The organism is Pyxidicoccus xibeiensis, assembly GCF_024198175.1.
In the GTDB taxonomy this organism is placed as follows: domain Bacteria; phylum Myxococcota; class Myxococcia; order Myxococcales; family Myxococcaceae; genus Myxococcus; species Myxococcus xibeiensis.
Map to the genome: position 1 here is coordinate 107,364 of NZ_JAJVKV010000005.1, position 23,991 is coordinate 131,354.

The 23,991-nt window shown below is 73.1% G+C and carries 16 protein-coding genes; 6 read left to right on the forward strand and 10 right to left on the reverse strand.

Annotation, left to right across the window (positions count from 1 at the left end):
• Positions 1–2: 2 nt before the first annotated feature.
• Positions 3–527, forward strand: a complete 525-nt coding sequence (locus LXT23_RS23175; RefSeq protein ID WP_253982450.1) for a hypothetical protein — start codon at positions 3–5, stop codon at positions 525–527.
• A 103-nt stretch (positions 528–630) separates the two neighbouring features.
• Here the strand turns inward: LXT23_RS23175 and LXT23_RS23180 are convergent, their stop codons facing one another.
• Both LXT23_RS23180 and LXT23_RS23185 read right to left on the reverse strand, forming a co-directional pair.
• Positions 631–1,131: a hypothetical protein gene (locus LXT23_RS23180; protein WP_253982451.1), complete on the reverse strand. Its 501-nt coding sequence runs from the start codon at positions 1,129–1,131 to the stop codon at positions 631–633.
• A gap of 971 nt (positions 1,132–2,102) precedes the next feature.
• On the reverse strand, positions 2,103–3,158 hold the full coding sequence (locus LXT23_RS23185; RefSeq protein ID WP_253982452.1) for a serine hydrolase domain-containing protein: 1,056 nt from the start codon (positions 3,156–3,158) through the stop codon (positions 2,103–2,105).
• Positions 3,159–3,521: 363 nt separating this feature from the next.
• On the opposite strand from LXT23_RS23185, the gene LXT23_RS23190 reads away from it, so the two are divergent.
• Entirely contained in the window at positions 3,522–3,854 is a 333-nt protein-coding gene (locus LXT23_RS23190) for a hypothetical protein (protein WP_253982453.1), read from the forward strand.
• A gap of 16 nt (positions 3,855–3,870) precedes the next feature.
• Here the strand turns inward: LXT23_RS23190 and LXT23_RS23195 are convergent, their stop codons facing one another.
• The 4 genes from LXT23_RS23195 to LXT23_RS23210 form a co-directional block, all read right to left on the reverse strand.
• The gene (locus LXT23_RS23195; RefSeq protein ID WP_253982454.1) at positions 3,871–5,097 is read right to left on the reverse strand and encodes a serine/threonine-protein kinase; all 1,227 of its coding nucleotides are present in this window, start codon (positions 5,095–5,097) and stop codon (positions 3,871–3,873) included.
• Complete coding sequence (locus LXT23_RS23200) at positions 5,094–6,947, reverse strand: sigma 54-interacting transcriptional regulator (protein ID WP_253982455.1); 1,854 nt, start codon at positions 6,945–6,947, stop codon at positions 5,094–5,096. Before LXT23_RS23200 ends, LXT23_RS23195 begins: the two co-directional genes overlap by 4 nt.
• 128 nt (positions 6,948–7,075) lie before the next feature.
• Positions 7,076–8,071 (reverse strand): ARPP-1 family domain-containing protein, encoded by a 996-nt coding sequence (locus LXT23_RS23205; protein ID WP_253982456.1) that lies wholly within the window; start codon positions 8,069–8,071, stop codon positions 7,076–7,078.
• 125 nt (positions 8,072–8,196) lie between these two features.
• Positions 8,197–9,012 (reverse strand): phosphodiester glycosidase family protein, encoded by an 816-nt coding sequence (locus LXT23_RS23210; protein WP_253982457.1) that lies wholly within the window; start codon positions 9,010–9,012, stop codon positions 8,197–8,199.
• Between the two features lie 196 nt (positions 9,013–9,208).
• On the opposite strand from LXT23_RS23210, the gene LXT23_RS23215 reads away from it, so the two are divergent.
• Positions 9,209–11,674, forward strand: coding sequence for an ABC transporter permease (locus tag LXT23_RS23215; protein ID WP_253982458.1), 2,466 nt, complete (start codon positions 9,209–9,211; stop codon positions 11,672–11,674).
• 10 nt (positions 11,675–11,684) lie between these two features.
• Here LXT23_RS23215 and LXT23_RS23220 read toward each other — a convergent pair whose 3' ends face one another.
• The gene (locus tag LXT23_RS23220) at positions 11,685–12,365 is read right to left on the reverse strand and encodes a phosphatase domain-containing protein (protein ID WP_253982459.1); all 681 of its coding nucleotides are present in this window, start codon (positions 12,363–12,365) and stop codon (positions 11,685–11,687) included.
• A gap of 79 nt (positions 12,366–12,444) precedes the next feature.
• Between LXT23_RS23220 and LXT23_RS23225 the strand changes: the two genes are divergently transcribed.
• The 3 genes from LXT23_RS23225 to LXT23_RS23235 all read left to right on the forward strand — a co-directional run bounded on the left by LXT23_RS23225 (position 12,445) and on the right by LXT23_RS23235 (position 20,051).
• Positions 12,445–13,362, forward strand: coding sequence for an RluA family pseudouridine synthase (locus LXT23_RS23225; protein WP_253982460.1), 918 nt, complete (start codon positions 12,445–12,447; stop codon positions 13,360–13,362).
• Between the two features lie 197 nt (positions 13,363–13,559).
• Entirely contained in the window at positions 13,560–17,384 is a 3,825-nt protein-coding gene (locus LXT23_RS23230; protein WP_253982461.1) for an ATP-binding protein, read from the forward strand.
• 126 nt (positions 17,385–17,510) lie between these two features.
• Positions 17,511–20,051, forward strand: coding sequence for a hypothetical protein (locus LXT23_RS23235; RefSeq protein ID WP_253982462.1), 2,541 nt, complete (start codon positions 17,511–17,513; stop codon positions 20,049–20,051).
• Between the two features lie 91 nt (positions 20,052–20,142).
• Here the strand turns inward: LXT23_RS23235 and LXT23_RS23240 are convergent, their stop codons facing one another.
• The 3 genes from LXT23_RS23240 to LXT23_RS23250 form a co-directional block, all read right to left on the reverse strand.
• Entirely contained in the window at positions 20,143–20,631 is a 489-nt protein-coding gene (locus LXT23_RS23240) for a hypothetical protein (protein ID WP_253982463.1), read from the reverse strand.
• A 182-nt stretch (positions 20,632–20,813) separates the two neighbouring features.
• A complete protein-coding gene (locus tag LXT23_RS23245) occupies positions 20,814–22,832 on the reverse strand; it encodes a hypothetical protein (protein WP_253982464.1) in 2,019 nt (672 codons plus the stop codon).
• A complete protein-coding gene (locus LXT23_RS23250) occupies positions 22,819–23,952 on the reverse strand; it encodes a DUF3142 domain-containing protein (protein WP_253982465.1) in 1,134 nt (377 codons plus the stop codon). Before LXT23_RS23250 ends, LXT23_RS23245 begins: the two co-directional genes overlap by 14 nt.
• Between the last annotated feature and the right edge of the window lie 39 nt (positions 23,953–23,991).

Sequence of the window (23,991 nt, forward strand, 5' to 3'; positions counted from 1 at the left end):
ACATGAATCGCAAGGCACTCGCAGTTTTCACGGGCCTCCTGGCGCTGTCGGCGCCCCTGGCCTGTTCCTCCACGGCGCAGCCCCTGCCCGACTCGGGCGAGAAGACGGACACCTCGAAGGCGGGCAAGGGCGATACGGCCAAGAGCAGCGCGCCCGTCGCGGTGGACGCGCAGTTGGGCGAAGCGCGGGCACGGGTCACCCTCCGCTTCGACTCGCCGGCCACCGGCGTCCAGGTGAATGTCTCCGGCGTGGATGGCCTCACCGTGAAGAGCGCCCCCACGCCCGTGGACGGCGCCAGCTTCGTGGCGGCGGGCGTGACGACCTTCGACGTGGACTTCACGCCGGGGGCCGGCCGCTCGCACCTGGTGGTCGCCGTCACGGGCGACTTCCAGGGCGCCCACCGCTCCAAGGTGGCGAGCTTCGCGGTGGGCACGCCGTCCGCCGAGCAGCAGAAGTCCTCCGGCACGTCGGTGACGGGCAGTGACGGGGAGCGCATCAAGGTGATGCCCTCCGGGCAGAAGCCGTAGCAGCAGGCTCCCTGAAGGACGCCGGGCCGGGGACGTGCCGCGAGTCGCGGTGCGTCCCCGTGCCGGGGAGGGCGTCAGCAGGCAGGGCGTGGCGGGACGGAGCTCAGGGCACCTTGACGGCCGTGAACCCACCCAGGTCCTCGCCCCCCGCGCCCGTGGCGGTGCCGCGCATCCCCGACGCATCCATCACGCCCAGGAACTTCGTGGTCCCCACGGAAAATCGCACAGAGACGGAGTAGGGACGCCGGGGCTTCGTCACCGGGAAGCCCCAGCCCTCGATGGCTCCCGTCAGGTGCTTCGCCTCCGAGGTGGCGGTGCCCAGGAGCTTCAAGCTGGCGGGCACATTTTCGTTGCCGCAGGCGTGCGCCGTGGAGAGCCACCGCACGCGCTCACGGGACGCTCCACACCCGAAGTTCATCCAGACGCCGGCGTCGAGCTGCAGGGTGGCACGGTGGTCCCCCCGCTCCATGCGGAGCGAGTGGGTGCCACGGAGCTGCTTCACCAGCCAGCTCCGCTGTGCCGGGGTGGTGTCGTACTCTCCCAGCACCTCCTCCGGCGGCTCGTCACATGCCGGACTCAAGAGGAAGGCAGCGGCAACCAGCACGGTGCCTACCGCCATCCGGAACAGTGCAGGTCTCCTCGTCGTGGGGCGTCGCATGCGCCGCAGCATAGCCACGTCACCTGCCCTTGCTCCAGGAAGGCGCCTCGCGCCACCGGGTTGCTCGTGGAGGCGCACCCCGCGGAGGCAGGCGCGGCTCCTGTCGCAGGCCTGCAGGCGGAGCTGCTGTTGTCCTGAAAATGACAGTCGCCAGCGGGCGGTCCTCTGCCCACTGGCGACTGTGTTTCAACGGTTGTCGCGGGAGTTACTCGGCGAGCTCGTAGCTGATGCCGCCGGGACCGCAACCACGGGGACCGCCACGAACCTTGGACTTGATCTTCATGATGTCTGCTCCTGGTGGGTGCTGCGTGAGCTTCTTGCGCGAGACATGAAACACCGTCTCACGACAGGCTGACTACAGCTCGTAGTAGATGCTGATGCCGCCGGGGCCGCAACCACGGGGACCGCCACGGACCTTGGTCTTGATCTTCATGTGTCGCTCCTGGTGTGAGCTGCCTCGAGAAGCAGCCGGTGCGGATGAGACATTTCATCTGCACGGAGAGTCAACGAACGAATCGCGGATTCATTTCCACGAAGTATTTCGCGGCGATTAAAGACATGGTCGCCAACAGGTCCAAGCCGCAGCTACGGGGACCACTACGAACCAACGTCGCCAGCTGGCGGGATGAACCGCCTGCTGGCGACGTGGCCCAGCAACGACAGAAGTCGTCGACTAAACAGCGCGCTCGAGCTCGTAGTAGATGCTGATGCCGCCGGGGCCGCAACCGCGGGGACCGCCACGAACCTTGGACTTGATCTTCATGGACTTCTCCTGGTGTGTGCTGCGTCGAACCCCACCTCGAAATGAAGAGACACATTCCGGGGTGGCTTGAAAAACTGTAATGCGGACGAATCACAGGAGTCAATCCGCTAGCCCCGGAAAAATCGCGTAACCCCGTAGGTCGGAGATGTCAGACTCACGGCAAAGGTAGGAGGCGGGTGAGCAGCGAGAAGCCCGGCGCTTCCAGCGGGACGCGCCCCCGCAGCGCGGCGAGCAGGGACCACCCGTGGTCCGCGAGGAGGACGACTCCCGCGTCCGCCGCCGGCGCGAGGCCCAGGAAGCCCGTGTAGCCGCCCATCACCGAGGAGCGCCACAGCACGGCGTGCCCGCGCACCTGGGAGACAGTCCAGCCGAGGGCCTGGCGCGCGGGGCCGGCGTCCACGCGGGGCACCTGCGTCAGCCGCAGCGCGCGCACCAGCGCCGCGTCCGCGCGGCCGAGGTGGGCGTCGAGGAAGCGGAGCAGGTCCCCGGCGGTGGAGTGGAGCGCGCCCGCGCCGGGGAGGGCCGGGAAGTTCCACGCGGGCACCGGCTTGCCGCGCGCGGTGTGGCCGGACACGAGGCGCGGCTGCTGCTCCTCCGAGAGCCGGAGCGTGGTGTCCCCCAGGCCCAGCGGCTTGCACAGGCCGTCCCTCAGGGCGTGCCCGTAGTTGAGCCCCGCGCGCCGCGAGAGGGCATGGCCGAGCACGCCCATGCCGAGGAGGGACCCGGCGTAGGGCCGCGGCGGAGGCAGGGCGGGCTGGTAGCCGCGGAGGAAGTCCCCGAACATGCCCGCAGAGTAGTGGCCGAAGGGGTCCTCCGGGTTCCGGGCGCCTTCCTCCAGGTTGGGCGGCAGGTGCGGCAGGCCGGAGGTGTGCGTGGCGAGCTGCTCCAGGGTGATGCGGCCCGCCGTCGCGTCCGGGAGCAGGGGCCGGGGAAGCAGCTCCGAGAGCGGCGTGTCCAGCCGCAGCTCGCCCCGGTCCACCATCAGCGCGAGGAGCGCCCCGGTGAAGACCTGGGTGAGCTCTCCCAGCGCGAAGATGGCGTCCGGCGCGGGGGGAGCCCCCTTCCCGCGCAGCGCCTTCAGGTGGTGGACGCCGCGCAGCGTGAGGCCCGCGCACAGGGACGCGGAGCGGTAGCCGCGCACGTAGCGGCGCGTCTCCGCGAGGAGGAGGTCGTCGGCAGGGGGCTCGGGGGCAGGGGGCGCGCGGCTCATGGCGGGCGCAGCCTAGCCAGGAGCGTCAGGGGCGCGCTGACTCTCGTGAGGGCAGGCCGTCGCGGCCCGGTGTCCCGGTGTATCAGGGGCTCGTGGAGAGCCCTGAGGGGCTGAGTGGGACACCCGGGAATGCCAGACGCGGTGATACCCGTGGAGGCATGTTGTTGTTTCAGGATTGCTGTTGAAGCGCCGGGCGCGGCGTGTCTGGCATTGGCCCTGCGTCGCGCTGTCACGCGGCCGGCGGGAAATTGACGGATTGTCGCGCACCACCGCTGGAGGGGGGCCCCCAAGTCCCCGGAATCCCGAACGGCAGGGGTTGGAACGGCGCGTGTATTGGCAGGACTGCCAGGAGGTCTCTTCGCCATGTCCTGCCCCGCCGAGCCCCGTGCCTTCCCGCTGACGCGCCGCTTCCCCGAGCGCCGTGCCCGCCGCCAGCTTCGAGACGCCGTGCTCGACTTCATCCTCGAGTCCGGCGTCCGCGTCCGCGCCAGCGGAATGACCCATGTCACGGTGCTGGAGCGGGAGCTGCCGCTGGCCTGGCGGGAGTCCGCGCTGGCCCGGCAGGCCCGTGGGTGGATTGTCCTGCTGGACGACGGGGAGCGCCTCGTCACCTGCTACCGGCGCGGCGACGCGAGCCACTTCCTCCGTCGCAAGCCGAAGCGCCGGATGTCCGAGGCGCAGCTGCTCCGGGCCTGAGCGGCCGTGGCGGGGGCTACTCCTTTTCCGGCGCCAGTGCCTTCTTCGACGGGCGCCGGGCGCGCTCCTTCGTTCCCGCGGTGCCCCGCTTCAGGGGCTCCTCCAGGCCCAGGGCCGACTTCTCCCGTGCGGGCAGCGGGCGCTGCTGGGGCTCGGGGAGGGCCGGAGGGGCGGCCTGCTGGACCTGCTGGACCTGCGTGGGGCTCGGCTCCGGAGGGACGGGGGCTGCCTTCGCCGGAGCCTCGGCCCGGGGCGCGAGCTTCGGCGCCTCCGGCACCGGGGGGGCCGCTGGCGCGAACACCAGCACCGCGAGGGCCAGCACCGCCGCGGTGCCCACGGCCAGCGCGCCCACCGGCACGCGCCGCTCCAGCAGCCTCAGCGCGAACTCCGCGCTGTCGGGCCGGTCCTCGATGCGCTCCGCGAGCAGCCGGGACAGCAGCCGGCGCAGGCGCCGGGGTACTCCGGCTGGCAGGGGCTTCTCGCCGGGGAAGCCGCCCGCGAGCGACTCGTACAGCACCAGCCCGAGGGCGAAGAGGTCCGACTGCGCCACCGCCCGGCCCAGCCGCTGCTGCTCGGGCGCCATGTACCGCAGCGAGCCGATGAGCGCGGCGGACTCCGTCAGCGTCGTCGCGCCGTCCAGCCGGGCAATGCCGAAGTCGCACAGCTTCGCGCCGTCCGGGGCCAGCAGGATGTTTCCCGGCTTCACGTCCCGGTGGATGAAGCCCTGCTCGTGCGCCGCCCCCAGCGCGGCGAACATCCTCCGCGCCAGCCCCTCCACCTCCGGCCAGGGCAGGGGCCCTTCCTTCGTCAGCTTCGCGCGCAGGTCCGGCCCGTCCACCCGCTCCATCGCGTACCAGCAGAAGCCGCGCTCCTCGCCCTCCGCCAGCACGCGGATGACGGCGGGGTGCCGCACCCGCCGCAGGGCGTCCGCCTCGCGCCGGAAGCGCGCCCGCACCGCCGGGTCCGCCGCCACCAGCGCCGACAGCACCTTCACCGCGCACGCGCCGTCAGGCCCCTCCGCCGCGTACACCGTCCCCATGCCCCCCGCGCCCAGCCGCCCCACCAGCCGGAAGCCTCCGAGCGCGTCTCCCGTCAGGTCCACCTCCGGTGACAGGCGCGCGGTGCCGGGCGCCGTCTCCATTCGCGCCAGGTCCACCTGCACGCCACACACGGAGCACGGCACCACCAGCGCCGTACGGGCGCCGGGCAGGGGAGTACGGCAGGCGGGACAGAGGAAGTTCATGCGTAGAGGTCGATTCCGTACTCTTCGAGCTTCCGGTCCAGCGTCGGCCGGGAGATGCCGAGCGCCTCCGCCGCCGCGCTCTTCACCCCCCGCGCCTTCCTGAGCGCGAGGGTGACCTGCTCCCGCTCCACCGCCTTCAGCGCCTCCGCCAGCGTGCCTTGGACACCGCCGGGGCCTCCGCCGGTTCCCGGGCTCCCGTGGCGCTCGGGCTCCAGCACCTCTGGAGGCAAGTCCCGCGCGCCCACCCGGTCTCCCGGCCCCTTGAGCACCAGCGCCCGCTCAATTGCGTTGGCGAGCTGCCGCACGTTGCCCGGCCAGGGGCAGGCCCGCAGCGCCTCGCGCGCCTCGTCCGTGAAGCCCGACGCGCGGCGGCCGAGCCGCAGGCCCAGCCTGGCGAGGAAGCGCTCCGCCAGGGGCAGCACGTCCTCCGGGCGCTCGCGCAGCGGCGGCAGGTGGATGCGCACCACGTTCAGCCGCCAGAAGAGGTCCTCGCGGAAGGCCTTCGCCTGGACGGCCTCCTTCAAGTCCCGGTGCGTGGCCGCCACCACCCGCACGTCCACCGGCACGCCCGCGCGTCCGCCCACGCGGTGGACGATGCGGTCCTGCAGCACGCGCAGCAGCTTCACCTGGAGCGGCGCGGGCAGGTCCCCCACCTCGTCCAGGAAGAGGGTGCCGCCGTCCGCCTGCTCGAAGACGCCCTCGCGCGCGGCCTGGGCGCCGGTGAAGGCGCCCTTCTCGTGGCCGAACAGCTCGCTCTCCGCCAGCTCCGCGGGGATGGCGCCACAGTTCACCGCGATGAAGGGCCCCACCGCCCGGGGGCCCAGCGCATGGAGCGCCCGCGCCACCTCCTCCTTGCCCGTGCCGCTCTCGCCGGTGATGAGCACGGTGGACTGCACCGGCGCCGCCGCGGCGGCCACGCGCATCGCCTCGCGCATGCTGGCGCTCTCCGCCACCGGAGGCTCGAAGCCGGCCGGCGCGGCGCGCGGTTCTGGAGGGCAGAGCGTGGGCCCCACCGCCAGGGCCAGCGCTCCCGCCAGCGCCAGCTCCTCGTCCTGGAAGGGCTGCTCGCGCAGCAGGCACAGCGCTCCGGCCGGCTGGCCTCCCGCGTACAGCGGGGCGCAGAGCACGTGCGCATCCGCGCGGCGCACCCGGGTCGTCCTGGCGTCGTGCTCCGGCCGGGCCTGCGCCTCGGGCATGGCCTGCACCCGGCCCGTGCGCAGCGCGGCGTCCAGCAAGTCGCGGCTCACCGTGAGGTGCGCGCCCTGGGGCCGGGTGTGGCCGGGGCGCGGGCCCTGGGGCCCCAGCCGCAGCAGCGTGAGCGCGGAGGGCTGCAGCGCGGACTCCAGCGCCTCGAAGACGAGCGCGGTGGCGGCGTCCGGCGAGGTGGAGGTGGCCGCGCGCAGCGCCAGCTCCCCGGCCCGGGCGAGCGCGTCCGGCCCCGGCGTCCCTCCCGCCCGGGCGCCCTCCGGCCGGGTGCGGGTGAGCACCAGGGTGGACTCGCCGTCGCGGGAGCGCAGGGCGTCGAAGGATGGCTCGTACACCAGCACGCTCTCGCCCACGGAGACGTGGTCTCCGGGCCGCAGGCGCGTGGGGACCTGGGGCGCAAGGCGCTCTGCGTTGAGCCAGGTGCCGTTGCGCGAGCCCAGATCCTTCAGCGTGTGCCCGGCGCCCTCCGGTGCCAGGACGCAGTGCTCCCGGCTGACCTTGTCGTCGAGGAGCTGCAGGCCCCCTTCCGCCGCGCGGCCCACCACCAGCGGCGCGTCCAGCTCGCGCGCCACCCCCCTGCACGGCCCGAACATCGCCACGAGTCTCGCCACGGCGGGCAGTGTAGCGGAGGTCGGGGCTTCCATGCCCACCCGGGCGCGGCCCGGTTCGGAGGCGGACAGGAAGGCGTCCGCCCCGGCAGGGCACTCCGGGGGGAGGCGCCTCCGGCGGGCGCTTCGGGGCCGGGGCATCGCGAGGGCCCGGGACGGGGTGGTCAGCGGCGCTGCTGGGGCGTGGGTTCAGGCTCGGCGTTCTTCTTCCGGGTGCCGAAGAACGTGCCGTGCACGGCCTTGCCCTTGGAGCGGAACATCTTCTTGTCCACGCCTTCCTTGCCGCCGCCGCCGCTGCCACCCACGAACTGCTCGATGTGGTCCTTCTTCAGCGCGCGGGCCTTCGCGCGGCCCTGCTCCTCGTCGGCCTTGCGGCCGGGCTGCTTCTCCAGCGCGGCGAGGACGTAGGAGGCGAGCAGCTTGCGCTCCAGCTTCGAGTACAGGCGCGGGCTGTCGAAGACGTCCACCACCTCCAGCTCGCCGTTGATGGCCACGGCCAGCCCCGCGAGCCGCTCATCGCGCGGGAGCTGCTTCTGGATTTCGTCCAGGTACCGGCCGATGCGCTCACGCAGCCCCGCGTCCTGGAACACGCGGCGGTAGGTGCCCGTGGGGCTGGAGACGCCGGACACCTCCGACTTGCGGGCCACCTCGCCCCAGACGGCGCCCTGCTCGGAGAAGAGGGCCGCGCGGCGCAGGTCCGGGTGCGCGACGGCCAGCCCGGGCTGGAAGGCGAGGTCCCTGCCGTTCCACCGCCCCTGCTCCACGCAGAAGACGGGCACCTTCTGGCGCTCGCCCGGGTCCAGCACCACGTCGTTCTGCACCATGCGGTCCTGCTTGCCACCCAGCAGCAGCTCGCCGCCCACGAGGTAGAGGGGCCGCGCGTCGCTGTTGTGCACCCGCAGCTCGCGCACCGTGCCGGAGCCGTCCAGCTCGCGGATGGACACCTTCTTCGCCGCCTGCGCCTCCTCGAGCACCGTGTAGTCGTCGTACGGCGGGCCCTTGCGCGTGTGCAGCGGCACCACCGCCAGGTTGTAGGCGAGCACCGGCGCGCCGGCCTCGTAGTCACCCAGGTCCAGGTCCGGGGCGGCGGTGGGGTTGCCCTGGGCCAGGGCGGGCTGCACGGCCAGCAGCGCGAGCAGCAGGGAGCGGCGGAGCTTCATGGGTGGGACTCCTTCAGAGGTTGCGGAGTCCCATTGCAAGGCCGCGTGCCAGGGCCGCTCCCCGGAGGCCGCGGGGCCGGGTGTCACACGGCGTTACGGTTCGTCACGCCGTGTGACACCCGGGCTCAGGGCGTGGGGCCCAGCACGCCGAGCACGTTGGGCAGGGCCCAGTAGTCGGTGTTGAAGTCGTTCTCGTTGAAGCCCGTCTCGTAGCTGCCCACCCGGCGCACCGTGCGGCCCGGGGCGGCGACGTGGAGCGAGGCCTCCGGGCCGCCCTCCAGGTACATCATCCGCGACACGCCCAGCGGCAGCCGCCGCACCACCTGGATGAAGTCGTGGGTGCGGTACGGCGAGCGGGCGTGGACGAGCAGCAGGCGCCCCTCGCCGTCGATGCCGAGCGCGGCGGTGCTCCACTGGCGCGGCTGGGGCTTCCACGTGTTGCGCCCCTTGCAGTCCACCATGCGGATGGACTGGAGCACCGTGGCGTAGCGGGGCAGCAGGGCGGCCACGTCGTCGCAGTCCCCGTCGAGGAGCGCCACGGGCGGCAGGCCCTTGTCCTTGTCCCGGGGATGGAGCACGAGGAAGGTCCGGTAGTCCTTGCGGCGGGTGGGGTTGAGCTCCCGGCCCTCGCTGCGCGCCTGGCCCACGGGCCCGCCGCCGGGGTGGAACATGCCCGCGTTGGTGACGGCGAGCAGGCCGTGGAGCGCGGCCCACTGCTCCGCCGTCGGTGCCGGAGCGTGTCCCTCCACCGCGGCGCTGAGCAGGCGCACCGGACGCAAGCTCACGTCCACCCGCACCACGGTGACGCGTGAGTCGCCCACGGGCGACTTCAGGTGGGCGTCGAACTCCGCCAGCTCCAGCCCGGGCGCGAGCGGCTCCCAGGGTGAGGCGGCGAGGGCAGGCAGGGAGAGGCAGACGAGAAGGGCAAGCAGGCGGCACATGGCGGGCGACTCCCGAGCGGGGGTTCTCCCGCCGGATTGCAAGGGGTGCGCCCGGCGTGTCCGGGAATGGGAAGCCGCTTCCCAGGGGTGAACACGCGGGCCGGGCCCTTCCGTGAGTTCCCGGGGGGTTGGTGGGTGGACAGGGGTGGCTCGGTCGTTGCTAATCGTGGGGCGCCCTCAACCCCCCGGAGCACGCATGCGAGATTTCCTCCAGGAGCTTCGCCACGCACTGCGGATGCTCGCCAAGCACCCCGGCTTCACCGCCGTGGCCGTGTTCACGCTGGCGCTGGGCATCGCCGCCAACACCGCCATCTTCAGCGTCGCGGACGCGGTGCTCTTCTCGCCGCTGCCCTACAAGGAGCCGGACCGGCTGGCGATGGTGTGGGGGCTGAGCCCGAACCAGGCCCCGCAGACGGTGGCGCCGGCGAACTTCCTCGACTGGCGCGAGCAGGCCGAGTCCTTCGAGGGGCTGGCCGCCTTCTCCCATGCGTCCTTCAACCTCGCGGGTGACGGCACCCCGGAGGTCGTCCGCGGCGCCAGCGTGTCCTCCAACTTCTTCCAGGTGCTGGGCACGCCCGCGGCGCTCGGCGCCACCTTCCAGCCCTCGACGGGGGGCGCGGCGCCCTGGCAGACGGTGGTGCTCGGCCACGGCCTGTGGCAGCGGCGCTTCGGGGGAGACCCGCGCGTGCTCGGCCGCATGCTGCGCCTCAACGACGTGAGCTACGAAGTGGTCGGCGTGATGCCGGAGCACTTCGAGTGGCCGACCATCGTCCCCACCCACGCCTCCGCGTCCGAGCCCCCGCAGCTCTTCGTGCCCGCGATTCACCGCGACGTCCCCCAGCTGGGACCGGACACGACACAGGACACGAGCGCATGGCGGGACGGCAACTACCTGCGCGTCGTGGGGCGGCTGAAGCCGGGCGTGACGCTGGAGGGCGCTGCGCGCGCCATGGACACCGTCGCCGAGCGGCTCGCGCGCGAGTACCCGGAGACGAACACGAAGATGGGCATCCGCCTGGTGCCTCTGCGGGAGCAGCTGGTCGGCAACGTGCGGTCGGCGCTGTGGGTGCTGCTGTCGGCGGTGGGGCTGGTGCTGGCCATTGCCTGCGCCAACGTCGCCAACCTCTTCCTGGCACGGGCGTCCGCGCGGCGGCAGGAGCTGACGGTGCGCCTGGCGCTGGGAGCCCGCCGGTGGCAGCTGATGCGGCAGCTGCTCACGGAGAGCGTGCTGCTGGCGCTGGTGGCGGAAGCGCTGGGACTGCTGCTGGCGCTGTGGGGCATGGACGCGCTGCTCGCGCTCGTCCCGCCCGAGCTGCCCCGGCTGGGCGCCGTCGCCATGGATGGCCGGGTGCTGGCCTTCACGCTGCTCACGGCGCTGGGCACCGGCGTCCTCTTCGGGCTCGTCCCGGCCCTGCAGGCCTCGAAGCCGGACCTGAACGGCGTGCTCCGCCACAGCGGCGGCGGCCGGTTCTCCGGCGGGGGACACCGCTCGCGTGGGGCGCTGGTGGTGGGGGAGGTGGCCCTGGCCGTGGTGCTGCTCATCAGCGCCGGACTGCTGCTGCGCAGCCTCTGGCGCATGCAGGCGGTGGAGCTCGGCTTCCGCCCGGAGGGCGTGCTCACCTGGCGCGTGGCGCTGCCGGCGGCGGAGTACCCGGACGAGGCCCGGCAGGGGGCCCTCTTCCAGCGGCTGCAGGAGCGCGTGGAGACGCTGCCCGGCGTGAAGAGCGTGGGCGCGATTTCCGACCTGCCCTTCGGGGGCAACAACATCTGGCGGCTCATGGACATCGACGGGCAGCCGCGTCCCGCGCCCGGCGAGGGGCGCTCGGTGGGCTACCAGGTCATCACCCCCGGCTACTTCCGCACCCTGGGCATCGCGCTGAAGCGCGGCCGGGACCTCACCCCGTCGGACCGGGGAGGCACCGAGCCGGTGGTCCTGGTCAACGAGGCCACCGCGCGCCAGTACTGGCCGGGCCAGGAGCCGCTGGGCCAGCGCATCCGCATGGGCTCCGAGCCGGACGCGCCGTGGCTCACCATCGTCGGCGTGGTGGGCGACGTGCGGCAGGGAGGCGCCCTGGAGGAGACCCGTCCGGAGGTCTACGTGCCGGCGCTCCAGGGCACGTTCCACTTCATCCAGTACGCCGCCCGCACGGAAGGGGACCCGGCGCGGCTGGTGGCCGGGGTGCGCGAGGCGGTGTCCGCGCTGGACTCGAACCTGCCCATCTCCCAGGTGCGGACGATGGACGAGGTCGTGGCGTCCGCCATGGCGCGCCCGCGCTTCCTGTCCACGCTGGTGGCGCTGTTCGCGGCGCTGGCGCTGCTGCTGGCCGGCGTGGGCCTGTCCGGTGTCATCGCGTACATGGCCCGGCAGCGGACGCAGGAGATTGGCATCCGCATGGCCCTGGGCGCGCGGCCCGCGGACGTGCTGCGGCTGGTGCTGGGCAGCGGCATGCGGCTGGCGCTGGCCGGCGTGGCGCTGGGGCTGGTAGGCGCATGGGCGGCCACACGCGGCATGGCGAGCCAGCTCTACGGCGTGAGCGCCACGGACCCGCTCACCTTCGGCAGCCTGTCGCTGGCGGTGGTGGCCGTGACACTGGTGGCCACCTGGCTGCCCGCGCGGCGGGCCACGCGGGTGGACCCGCTGGTGGCGATGCGCAGCGAGTAGGGCCTGGGGCTCACGCGCCGGCCCGGAGCGCGGAGGCCAGCTCCTCCAGCGCGCGCCACTGGGCCGGCGAGAGGCGGACGCCGGGCCGCACCCGGCGGACGTGGGCCAGTGCGTCCGCCGCGTCCTTCGCGTCACCCCGGGCGACGAGGAGCGCCGCGGCAATCATGCCGGTGCGGCCGTGGCCCTGCGCGCAGTGGACGTACAGCGGCCCGGGCAGGGTGGCCAGCTCGCGGAGCACCGGGGCCACGTGGCCCACCGGCAGCGTGGACGCGTCCAGGATGGGCAGCGACACGTAGTGGCAGGCCCGCCGGATGCCCTCGGGCTCGGGGAACTCGGACGTCAGGTCCAGCACGGTGTGCGTCCCTGGCGGAAGCTCCCCTGGCAGCAGCCGGCGCCCCACGAAGAGGCCCGGCACCACCTGCGCATGGGTCGGCTCGCGGGAGAGCCTGCGCGCCAGGTGCCACGTGGCCCACGTCAGCAGCAGGTAGGGCAGGAGCGCGGCGAGCGCCCACGGGCGCAGCCGTCCATCCGGCTGCTTTCCGAAGAGTCGCGGGCCGGCCCCCGCGTACGCGAGCGCCACGAGGCCGAAGCTCACGGCGGGCCAGAGCAGCAGCAGCCAGGGCCCACCCAGCCGCGTGGCCAGGAAGCCGAGGAGCGCCGCGAAGGTGGTGAAGACCCAGGTGTACTTCATGCGATGACCACCGTACCCCGCGGACATCCCCGTGCGCGCGGACGTTGACTCGCCTCCGGGGTTGAGGGACGCGTGGGGCATGGCGTCGCGGAAGGTCCTCGTCCCCCCTGAGTCCGCCGGTGAGCGGTTGGACCGCTTCCTCTCCAAGCATGTGCCCGGCCTGACACCGGAGCGGGCCCGCGCCCTCATCGACTCGGGCGGGGTGCGCATCCGCGGCAAGAAGTGCCAGCCCACGCGCAAGCTGTGGGGCGGGGAGGAAATCGAAGTTGAACGGCCCGAGCCCCGCGCTCCGCCCCCCGCTTCCGTCGAGGGGCCCGTGCTGCCCGTGCTCCATGACGACGCGGCCCTCGTCATCGTGAACAAGCCCCCGGGGCTCGTGGTGGAGCCCGAGGGCCGCGCCGCGTCCGTGGTGGGCCTGCTCGCCGCGCAGCGGCCTCCGTTCGACGTGGAGGGCCTGGCCCAGCCCGGCGTGGTGCACCGCCTGGACCGCGAGACGAGCGGGTGTCTGGCCTTCGCCCGCACCGACGAGGCCGCCGCGGCGATGCTGCGCGCCTTCCAGGAGAAGCAGGTCGACAAGCGCTACCAGACGCTCGTGCTGGGAAACCCGCCCGAGCAGGGCCGGCTGGAGGGGCCCTACGCGAGAGACCCGAAGGACCCGCGCCGCTTCACCACCCGCGTGCCGTCCGCCCGCCGGGCCGCGCTGTCCTTCGAGGTCCGCGAGCGCTTCCCCGGCGCCGCGCTGCTCGAGGTCGACCTGGATACCGGCCGCACCCACCAGATTCGCGTGCAGCTTTCCGAGGCCGGCTTCCCCGTGCTGGGTGACGCCGTCTACGGCACCGACGCGGCCCGCGCCCACCCCGCGGCGCAGGCCCTGGGCCGGCAGGCACTGCATGCCTTCCGCCTGGAAATTCCGAGCCCCGCCTCGGGCTCGCTCGTCCGGGTGGAAGCTCCCCTGCCCGAGGACTTCCTCCGCGCACTGGTGCTCCTGCGCGCGTGAAGTCGCGGTGTGTCGTCCAGGCAACACCCGGCATGGATGGCGTCCGCCTGCTGTTAGAGCGCTCGAAGCCAACTCGCCCGCCTGGTCTGCGTGGGCCCTGCTGAAGGACTTCGTGAATGGCGGATGCGGCGCTCCATCCCTTGAGGCTTCCTGACGGGCACACCTCCGACGAAGACTGCCTCCGTGGCGGTGGCGCCATGGGTGAGCTGATGCGCTCCATCGACTGGTCGCGCACGAAGCTGGGGCCCGTGGCGCAGTGGCCGCGCAGCCTGAAGACCATGGTGGGCGTCATCCTCGGGAGCCCCTTCCCCATGCTCGTGTGGTGGGGCCCGGAGATGCTCCAGCTCTACAACGATGCCTACCGGCCGGTGCTGGGCAGGAAGCACCCCGCCTCCATGGGCGCGCCCGGACGCCTCATCTGGCCGGAAATCTGGGACGTCATCGGCCCCATGGCGGAGGGCGTCCTCGCCGGGGGCCCGCCGCCGTGGCGCGAGGACTTCCAGCTGTTCATCAACAGCCGGGGCTTCGTCGAGGAGACGTTCCACACCTTCTCGTACAGCCCCGTCCCCGACGACGACGGGCGCGTGGGTGGCGTGCTCAACACCGTCCAGGAGACGACGCAGAAGGTCCAGGGCGAGCGGCAGCTGCGCATGCTCCGCGACCTGGCCGCGCGGCTGTCCGACGCGAAGTCCGCCGACGAAGCCTGTGAGCTGGCGGCCGCCACCTTCGCCACCAACGACGCGGACCTGCCCTTCTCCCTCGTCTACCTGCTGGACGCGGACGGACGGGAGGTCCGGCTCCGGGGCTCCAGCGGCCTGGAGGGCTACGACGGGCCCGCGAAGGCCGGGCACGTGACGCTCGGCGCGGCTCCGGAAGGGACGGGCTGGCCGTTCGCCGAGGCGGTGGCCGCCGGGCACGTGGGGGTCTCCGACCTGGCGTCCCGCTTCGGGGCGCTGCCCGGGGGCCGCTGGGGCAGTCCGCCGGAGCGCGCCATCCTCGTTCCGCTGGCGCGGCCCGGCCACCCGCGGCCGTACGGGTTCCTGGTCAGCGGGCTGAGCCCGCGCCGCAAGTTCGACGAGCAGTACCTGGGGCTGTTCCAGCTCACCGCCGACCAGGTGGCGACGGCGATTACCAATGCCCGCACCTACGAGGAGGAGCGCCGCCGCGCCGAGGTGCTCGCGGAGCTGGACCGCGCGAAGACGGCCTTCTTCAGCAACGTCAGCCACGAGTTCCGCACGCCGCTGACGCTGATGCTCGGGCCCACCGAGGACGCGCTCGCGCAGCCCCAGCGCACGCTCGCCGGGGAAAACCTCCTCGTCGTGTACCGCAACGCACTGCGGCTCCTGAAGCTGGTCAACTCGCTGCTCGACTTCTCGCGCATCGAAGCGGGGCGCGCGACGGCCTCCTACGAGCCCACGGACCTGGCGTCGGTGACGACGGACCTGGCCAGCGCCTTCCAGTCCGCCATCGAGCGCGCCGGCCTGCGCTTCATCGTCGACTGCGCGCCGCTGCCCGAGGCCGTCTACGTCGACCAGGACATGTGGGAGAAGATCGTCCTCAACCTGCTCTCCAACGCGCTCAAGTTCACCTTCGCCGGAGAGATTGGCATCTGCCTGCGCTGGGTGGGGGAGGGCATGGAGCTGGTGGTGCGCGACACCGGCATCGGCATCCCCGCGCCGGAGCTGCCGAACGTCTTCAAGCGCTTCCACCGGGTGCAGGGCGCGAAGTCCCGCACGCACGAGGGCTCCGGCATCGGCCTGGCGCTGGTGCACGAGCTGGTGCGGCTGCATGGCGGCACCATCGACGTGGCCAGCCAGGAAGGGGAGGGCACCTGCTTCCGCGTCTCGCTGCCCCGCGGCTTCGCCCATCTCCCGCAGGAGCGCGTGCGGGCGAAGCCTCCGCAGCTCACCACCGCGACGGGTGTGGCGCCCTACGTCCAGGAGGCGCTGCGCTGGCTGCCCGGGGACGACTCCGTCCAGGACGCGGGAGCGCTCGAGACAGGGGCGCTGTCGATGCTGGGGCCGGGCACCCTCGCCACGAATCCCAACGCGCGCATCCTCCTGGCGGACGACAACGCCGACATGCGCGACTACGTCCGCCGGCTGCTGGGGGAGCGGTGGCGCGTCGAGGCCGTGTCCGACGGGGCCGCTGCCCTGGAGGCCGCACGCCGCGCGCCGCCAGACCTGGTGCTCACGGACGTGATGATGCCGGGCCTCGACGGCTTCGGGCTGCTCCAGGCGCTGCGCGCGGACGCGCGGCTGCGGGCCGTCCCCGTCATCATGCTGTCCGCCCGGGCGGGGGAGGAGTCGCGCATCGAGGGGCTGGAGGCGGGTGCGGACGACTACCTGGTCAAGCCGTTCTCCGCGCGCGAGCTGCTGGCGCGCGTGGCCACGCACCTCCAGCTGTCGGAGCTGCGGCGCGCGGCGCTGCGCGAGCGAGAGAAGATGTACGCGCTCTTCGAGCAGGCCCCCGTGCCCATCGCCGTGCTCCAGGGGGCGGAGCATGTCTTCGCGCTGGCCAACCCCCGCTACCTGGAGATGGTGCGCCGGGAGGGCGTCATCGGGAAGTCCATCATGGAGGTCTTCCCCGAGGTGAGGGGCTCGCCCATCCAGGCGATGTACGACCGCGTCTTCCGGACGGGCCAGCCCTTCGTCGCGGACGAGTTCCGGGCGGAGCTGGACCTGGGCCGGGGGGTGGAGGAGAGCTTCTTCACCTTCAATGCGTTCCCCGTCCGGGATACCGGAGGCGCGGTCGACGGCATCATGGTGGTCTGCGTCAACATCACCGAGCAGGTGCGCGCGCGGCAGGGCCGGGAGGAGGCGGCGCGGGAGCGGGAGCTGCTCCTGTTCAGCGAGCAGGAGGCGCGCCGCGAGGCCGAGTCCGCCAACCGCGCCAAGGACGAGTTCCTGGCGATGCTCGGCCATGAGCTGCGCAATCCGCTCGCGCCCATCACCACCGCGCTGCACCTGATGGGGCTGCGCCTGGGAGACGCCGCGCAGAAGGAGCGCAAGGTCATCGAGCGTCAGGTGGACCACCTGATGCGGCTGGTGGATGACCTGCTCGACGTGTCCCGCATCACCCGGGGGAAGGTGGAGCTCAAGCGGCAGCCGGTGGAGCTGGCGGAGGTGGTGGCGAAGGCCATCGAGATGGCCAGCCCGCTGCTGGAGCAGCGCCAGCACCACCTCTTCCTCTCCGTGCCCGCCCGGGGGCTGGCCGTGGACGCGGACCCGACCCGGCTGGCGCAGGTCGTCTCCAACCTGCTCACCAATGCCGCGAAGTACACGGAGCCCGGGGGCCGCATCGAGGTGAGCGCCGTGCGCGAGGACGCGGAGGTCATCCTGAAGGTCCGCGACACGGGCATCGGCATCGCCCCCGAGGTGCTGCCCCGCGTCTTCGACCTCTTCGTCCAGGAGCGCCAGTCTCTGGACCGCTCCCTGGGTGGACTGGGGCTGGGGTTGACCATCGTCCGCAGCCTGGTGGCCATGCACGGCGGCAGGGTGACGGCGCACAGCGAGGGCAAGGGCCGGGGCACCGAGTTCACCATCCAGATGCCCGCCCTGGCGCGGCAGGCGGAGGCCGCTCCCGCCTCCCACGTCAGCGGCCCGAGCCACGTGAGGGCGGCGCTGGCGTCAGGACGGCGCATCCTCCTGGTGGACGACAACGAAGACGCGGTGGACCTGCTGAGCGAGTTCCTGGAGTCGCTGGGCCACGTGACGCGCATCGCCTACGACGGGCCGTCGGGGCTGAGCCTCGCGGAGGCGTTCCAGCCGGACCTGGCCCTGCTCGACATCGGGCTGCCGGTGATGGACGGGTACGAGCTGGCGCGCCGCCTGCGCGCCATGCCCCGGCTGTCCCAGGTCCAGCTCATCGCCGTGACGGGCTATGGGCAGGAGGCAGACCGCATCCGCTCGCGCGAGGCGGGGTTCGACGCGCACCTGGTCAAGCCCGTGCAACTCGCGCAGTTGGAAGCGCTGCTCAAGGGGCTGATGGACAGCGGGCCTGCCTCCGCTCCCGCGGCGTAGGGAGCTGCCGAGCGTCCGGAGGGGAGGGGCAGGCAGGAGGAGGAAGGCACTCCCTCCCTGGAGGGTGGATTGTTGCGCCCCTGGATGCGACGGACGTTGCCGCCTGTCGTATCGGAGGGGGTAGCCATGCAGCGAACAGGCTGGGAGCCCGCGCGGTGGGCGCGGTGGAGTGTCGTGTTGCTCGGAGTGGTGCTGGGGGCCTGCGGGCCCGCACCCGCGGACGAGCCACCGGGGGACGCGGTGACAGTCCCGGAGTCCGAGGGAGAAGCCTCCCTCCCGCTGGCGCCCTTCGAGCAGCCGGAGGATGTGCGAGAGGCACTGGGGAAGAGCTCCGGCATCTCCCACCCGTTCGACGTGAGCCGGCCGTCGCTGCTCAAGCGGCCCACGGGCCGGCCCGGGGTGGGCGTGGCCTTCGATGGCAAGCAGTACCTGGTCGTCTGGGAGGACGAGCGCACCGGCAGCGTCTTCGGCGCGCGGGTGAGGCCGGACGGGAAGGTGCTGGACCCGGCGGGCATCCCCCTCAACCTGGGCACCCGGTTGGATGGGGGCGAGCCCCGCGTGGCCTGGGACGGCACGCAGTTCGTGGTCGTCTGGGTGAGCGGCACCGACGGCGTCTTCGGCGCCCATGTGGACAGCGACGGCGACGTGCGCCGCCACTTCATCTTCAATTTCAGCGGGGAGGTGAGCGGGCCTCCTGGCATCGCCTGCGCGAGGAAGCTGTGCCTGGTGGCCTACACGGTGTCCGGTGACGATGAGAACGTCGTCGCCTTCGACCGCGTGGAGGCGGACGGCGACGTACTGGACGGAGAGGTCGTCTCCCCCGCGGAGAACATCGCCAATGACCCCGCCGTGGCGTGGGATGGCAAGCGGTTCCTCATCGTCTGGAGCGACGAGCGCGGCGGCGATGGCACCCCCGACATCTACGGGACGCGCGTGGAGAAGGATGGCGACGTGCTGGAGGACGGCGGCGTGCCGCTCGTCGCGCTGCCCGGCGCCCAGCTGGTTCCCGATGTGGCGTGGACGGGCAGCCGCTTCTTCATCGTCTGGCAGGCCGGAGACGTCGGGGCGGCGAACATCGCCGGGGCCCGCTTCCGGAGCAGCCTGACGCTGGATGGGCCTCCCGCGTTCGGCATCGCCACCGGCCCCGGGGACCAGACGAATCCCCGGGTGGCCCCCAGCGGCAGCAAGTCGCTCGTCGTCTGGGACGACACGCGCCTGGGGCCCCACCGCGCCCGGGGCGTCCGGGTGGGGGATGACGGCAGCATCCTGGGCTCGCCCTCCGGCTTCACCATCTCCTCCGGAGACGCTGAAGAAGAGCTGCAGCCCGCCGTGGCGGCGGGGGACCACCAGTTCTTCGTGGCCTTCGCCGGCGGGGAGACGGGGACGCCGCCCTTCGGGCCCCATCACATCCTGGGCACACGCGTGCGGCACGACGACTCCGTGAAGGACTCGCCCGCGCTGCGCCTCACCCGCTCCGCGTACCCACAAGGCCAGTCCGCCGCCGCGCTCGGGGCGGACGTGTACCTGGTCGTCTGGCGCGAGGTGCGGGAGGGGACGCCGCGCTTGCTGGCCACCCGTGTGCGCCCGGATGGGCGGGTGCTGGACGTGCCCGTCCTGCTGCCGGCCGGCACGGACGCGCGCGAGCCCGCGGTGGCCTGGGGCGGCGACGGGTGGCTGGTGGTCTGGGAGGAGGGGCCGTTCGGCGACACCGACATCCGGGGCGCCCGGCTCAGCGGCTCGGGACTGCTGCTGGACGCGGCGAGCCTCGCCATCGCCGCGCTGCCGGATGACCAGTTCAATCCGGCGGTGGCCTCCAACTTCGACACCTTCCTCGTCGTCTGGACGGACGGGCGCGGCTCCTTCTTCGGCAATGTCTCCGACATCGTCGGCACGCGGGTGAGCCTGGGTGGCACGGTGCTGGACCCCGGCGGCTTCCCCATCTCCAGCGTCCCCTTCACCCAGGAGGAGGCCGCCGTGGTGGCCACCGGAGACCTGCGCTACCTCGTTGCCTGGCTGCACGTGGACTTCCTCACCAGCCCGCTGGAGACGGAGGTCAGCGTCCGGGGCGCCCGGGTGGACGCGGACGGCACCGTGCTGGACGTGCCGGAGCGCATCTTCGCCGCGGGGCCGGCCTACGTGGGGGCGCCGCCCGCGCTCGCCTTCGACGGGACGAACACGCTGGTGGCATGGACGAGCGGCCCCATCGGCTCGTTCGGCCCGCCGGGCAACGACGTGCTGGCCACCCGCGTGGATGAGGATGGGGACGTGCTGGACGCCGTGCCCCGGCTGGTGGCCTCCGGAGTCACGCACGAGCGGCTGAACGTCACCGCCACCTTCGACGGGACGGACTTCTGGCTGGCGTGGGAGCAGAACCGGCTGCCCACGGACTTCGACGACCCGACGTTCCGCACGGACGTGTACGGCGCCCGGGTGCGCACCAGCGGCACCGTGAGGGACCCCGGCGGCAGGCCCATCGCCGCGCACCAGCCCGAGCCCGAGTTCGACCCCGTCATCGTCTCCGCCCTGAGCGGGCGGGTGGCGGTCTTCTACACGGAGTTCGTCACCGACGAGGACGCGATGAACCTGCGCATCCAGGGGCGGGTGCTCACCGGCCTGGGCGCGTCCGCCACGGAGGGAGGGCCGCCGGCTCCGGCCGCGGCGCGCTGAAGCGCCCGGCCTCGTGAGGCCGGGGCACGGGGCCCGCGCCTTGCCGCCATTGCGTGCGGTGGAGCGCGGGCCTCAGCCGTGCGGGGTGCGGCTACTTCGCGTCCACCACGAGGACCATCCAGCGGTCCGTGGAGTGGTCGATGCGCACGTTGGTGGCACCGGCCTCCTGGAGCTGCTGGACGATGCCCTCCAGGAAGGTGAGGTTCTCCTTGGGCGCGTCCACGAAGATGTTCTTCGAGCCCGTGCCCTTCGCCTTGGGCTTCTTGGCGGGCGCACCGGCCGCGCCGTTGAGCGCCTCCGGGGCCGCGGCGGCCTTCAGCCGGGACGCCGGGTCCTCGGTGGCGGCCTCGGGCGCGCCCTCCGCCTCCGCCTCTTCCGCCTCGGGGGCCGAGGCGGACGCGGCGGCCTCCTCCTCGACCTGCTCGCGCAGTTGGTGGAAGGTCTTCAGGTTGATGGCGGACCCGAACTTCGACTTGAAGGACTCCAGCGCTTCCTTGCTGCTGATGTCCGGCTGCTGTCGGAAGAGGTTGAGCAGGTAGGCGTGGCGCTCCTGGGTCTGCTCCTGGGAAGTCCTCGGCATCGTCTTCAAGCTCCTCGAAGTGTTGCGAAACGGAAAGGCGGCGCACCCTAGCCGAGCACCCCGAGGGACAAAAGGTGGGCACGTGTCGCCCACCTGACGGGGGCTGCCCCGAGCTCCGGCAAGCCAGCCCGGTATCCTCGTTTTTTAGGGGTGTAGGGGCTCGGTTGCGAGAGGCGTGTGGCTCAGGCCGGCTTGCGCTTGCGGCGCAGGAAGAGCACGGCGCCCAGTGCCACCGGCAGCAGCAGTCCGCCCCCCAGGGTCGCCAGCGTGCGACGGCGCATTCCATTCCAGGGCGAGGACAGCTGCTGTTGCATGGCCCGGGCCCGCTCGAAGTCCGGCTCCGGGCACTCCTGGCCGAAGTGCATGGAGACGGCGGCGGCCCCATTCTTCACGTAGGTGCGAAAGAGGCGCTGGACGCGCTCCGGCTCGGTGTGCGCGTTGAAGCGCGCCGCGTGGCACAGGAGCACCGCGTAGGCCTGGCTGCGCGGCGGCAGCAGCCCGGCCGCCTCCTCCGCGAGGTCCGCCGCGGTGGCGCGGTAGTGGAAGCGCAGCGGGTTCGGCGGCGCGTGGGCCGTCCGCCGCTGCTGCTCGGCCTCGGTGACGAGCGTCCGCCGCGCCATGTCGTCGCGGACGGCGGCCCGGTCGGGCGGCAGCTCGTGGGGCCCTGCGTAGCTGCCCAGGTCGTAGTTGCCGTCCACCTGGGCCCAGTCCGGAGCGGCCTCGGTGCCCAGCAGCTCCATGCCCATCCTCCGGGTGAGCAGCGCCGCGTCGTACAGCGCGTGGGCCCGGTCCACCGCGTCGCGCGTCGTGCGGGCCCGCTCCAGGACCTCCACGTAGCGCCGCGCGGGCTCCTCGTACGGCGTGCCCCGGAAGTACTCCAGCGCCCGCGCGTGCTCGCCCATGCGCAGCAGCCGCCTGGCGAGCAGCTGGCGCAGGCGCCATCCCAGGCGGTTCCGCTCGCCCCGGGTGTCGTCGTCCCAGAGGTCCTCCAGCTCGGGGCCACACCGCGCCTCCAGCTCGGGAGGGAGCGCGGCGACGAGCCGCTGGAGCTCGTCCTCCGTGAGCACGCGCTCGGCCACGTAGGCGACGTCCGGCCAGGAGCAGCTTTCCAGCATCCGCTGCGCGGACTGGACGAAGTCCCCCCGCAGCAGCGAGAGCAGGGCCCGCTCCCCCTCCAGCCGCGTCCGCGGACGGCGCGGTGACCAGTAGGAGTCGCCCGTCCAGTCCTCCGTCAGGGGATGGCCCGCGGCGGCCTCGGCGAGGTGCTGCTCCGCCGACGTGAGGTCTCCCCGGCGCATGGCCAGCTTCGCCTTCACCCACGCGGCGAGCGGAGTCTGCTCCTGGCCGGCGAAGCGCTCGGCCACGTCGAACCGGCCCACGCGCCAGGCGGCCGCCGCCAGCCGGTCCGCGCCCTCCTGGTGCGGCGTGGCCGCGAGCGCGTCCAGCAGGCGCTTCAGTCCTCCCGGCGCCTCCTCCCACATCCACTCCTGACCGCGCGTCCAGGCGAAGGTCGCCATCAGGCGCCAGGCGAACGGGTCCTTCAGGGCCTCGCGCAGGCGAGCCTCGTCCCGGCTGACGGCCCGTGCCACCAGAAGGAGGGAGGTGATGGCACCGCCGCTGCCGTGCGCCGCCTGCTCCGCGTAGAGCCGCAGGGCGCCCGCGTCATCCCCCTGCTGGAGCAGCAGGCGCGCCTCCTCGCCGAGGCTCGCCACCGCCAGCCCCAGCGGGTCGTCGAAGCCCTGGCGGGCCAGCTCCCGGACCTCCGCGAAGCGGGGCCGCGCCTCGTGCTCCAGGCCCGCGCCCGAGGTGCGCGCCAGCATGAACGCGGCGAAGGTGGAGAAGCGGCGGCGCTCCTCCCCGGGCAGCTCCAGCACCGCGAGGAAGCGGGCGCGGGCCGTCTCCCAGTCTCCGGCGTGGAAGGCCTTCGCACCGGCGGAGTAGAGCGCCGTCTCCCTGGCGCCGCCGCCCGTGCGGGCATCCTCCGGCTCCTCGTAATAAGGCACCGACTGGAAGGTGTCGGCGGGCTTCGGCAGCAGCCGTGTCACCTCCAGACTGAAAGCACCGTCCGGCAGGTCCGCCAGGGTGCCGGCCCTGTCACTCAGCAGCTCGGGTGGGAAGTCGGGGCCGCAAGCGTGCGCCTGGCGCACGGGGGCATGGAGCATCAGGACGACCAGGGACACGAACAGGCTACGGCACCGCAAGAGTCACCTCCGTTCCCCGCACGAAGCCCACGACCCGGCGCTCGCCCGCGCGCAGGCGGGGAGGCGTGCGCGCCACGAGCGAGGCCCCGTGCGGGGCATAGCCGCCCACGCCATCCAGGACCTCGAGGTTTCCAGAGAGGGTGAGGCGCGCGGGCGCATCCGCGTCCACGCGGCCGGTGTTCTCGATGACGATGTCCCGCGTGCCTCCGCCCGCGTCCACCAGCCGGGGCGTGAGGCGCGGAGCCAGCGGCTCACCGCGCACCACGGCCGCCAGCGTGGGGAGGCTCCACGCGTCCACGTCCCCCCGGTGGCCGAGCCGGAACCAGAGGACACCCGTCACGCCGGGCACCGGGCGCTCGCGCAGCGTGGCGAGGAAGCCGGAGACGTCCCGGGGCTCCGCGGACAGGCGCGTCCCGTCGCGCAGCCGCGCGCGGTAGGTGGGCAGCGCGACGCGGAAGGGACGACCGGTGGCGCTGGACCAGGACTCCACGAAGCGGCGGGCCTCTTCGGGGTGGAAGAGCGAGGGCGCGCGCACCGCGTGGACCTGGACGACGACGTCATCCGGAATGGCCGCGAGCCGCTTCACGTCCGGCGAGGAGGCCCACGTGGGCAGCGCGGTGATGGAGAGCCGAAGGGCCCCGTCTCGCAGGTGCGTCCGCTCGCGCTCCAGCCAGTCCGCGTAGGCGGTCAGGGCGGGGGTGGCGCAGTCATGGTCCACCTCGACGCCGCGGACGCGCACGCCGCGCGCCTTCCAGGCCCGGGCATGGACGGCGACTTCTTCCAGGGAGATGCCGTCGAGCGGCGCGGTGCCGTCCACCCGCATCACCGCCACCACCTCGCGGCCGGAGCGGGCCAGGGCGTCCACGTCCACCGCCACGTCCACCGGCGTCCGCGTGGGGCCGGACCGCTCGCGCGCCAGCACGCGCAGGGCGCCCAGCTCCGGGGGGAGCTCCTTCTCGAGCGCACTGCTCAGCTCGGGGCTCCAGTCCCGCTGCCAGACATAGGCCTCGTGCGTGAGGGGCGGCGGGCGCTCGCGCGAGCAGGCCAGGCCGAGCGCGAGCAGCAGCACGCAGGCCCACGCCTGGGGGCGGTGCTGCCTGGAAGTGCCGGAAGAGGTCATGGCCAGAAGGCCGCCCGGCACGGCGCGGGGAGCGAGCCA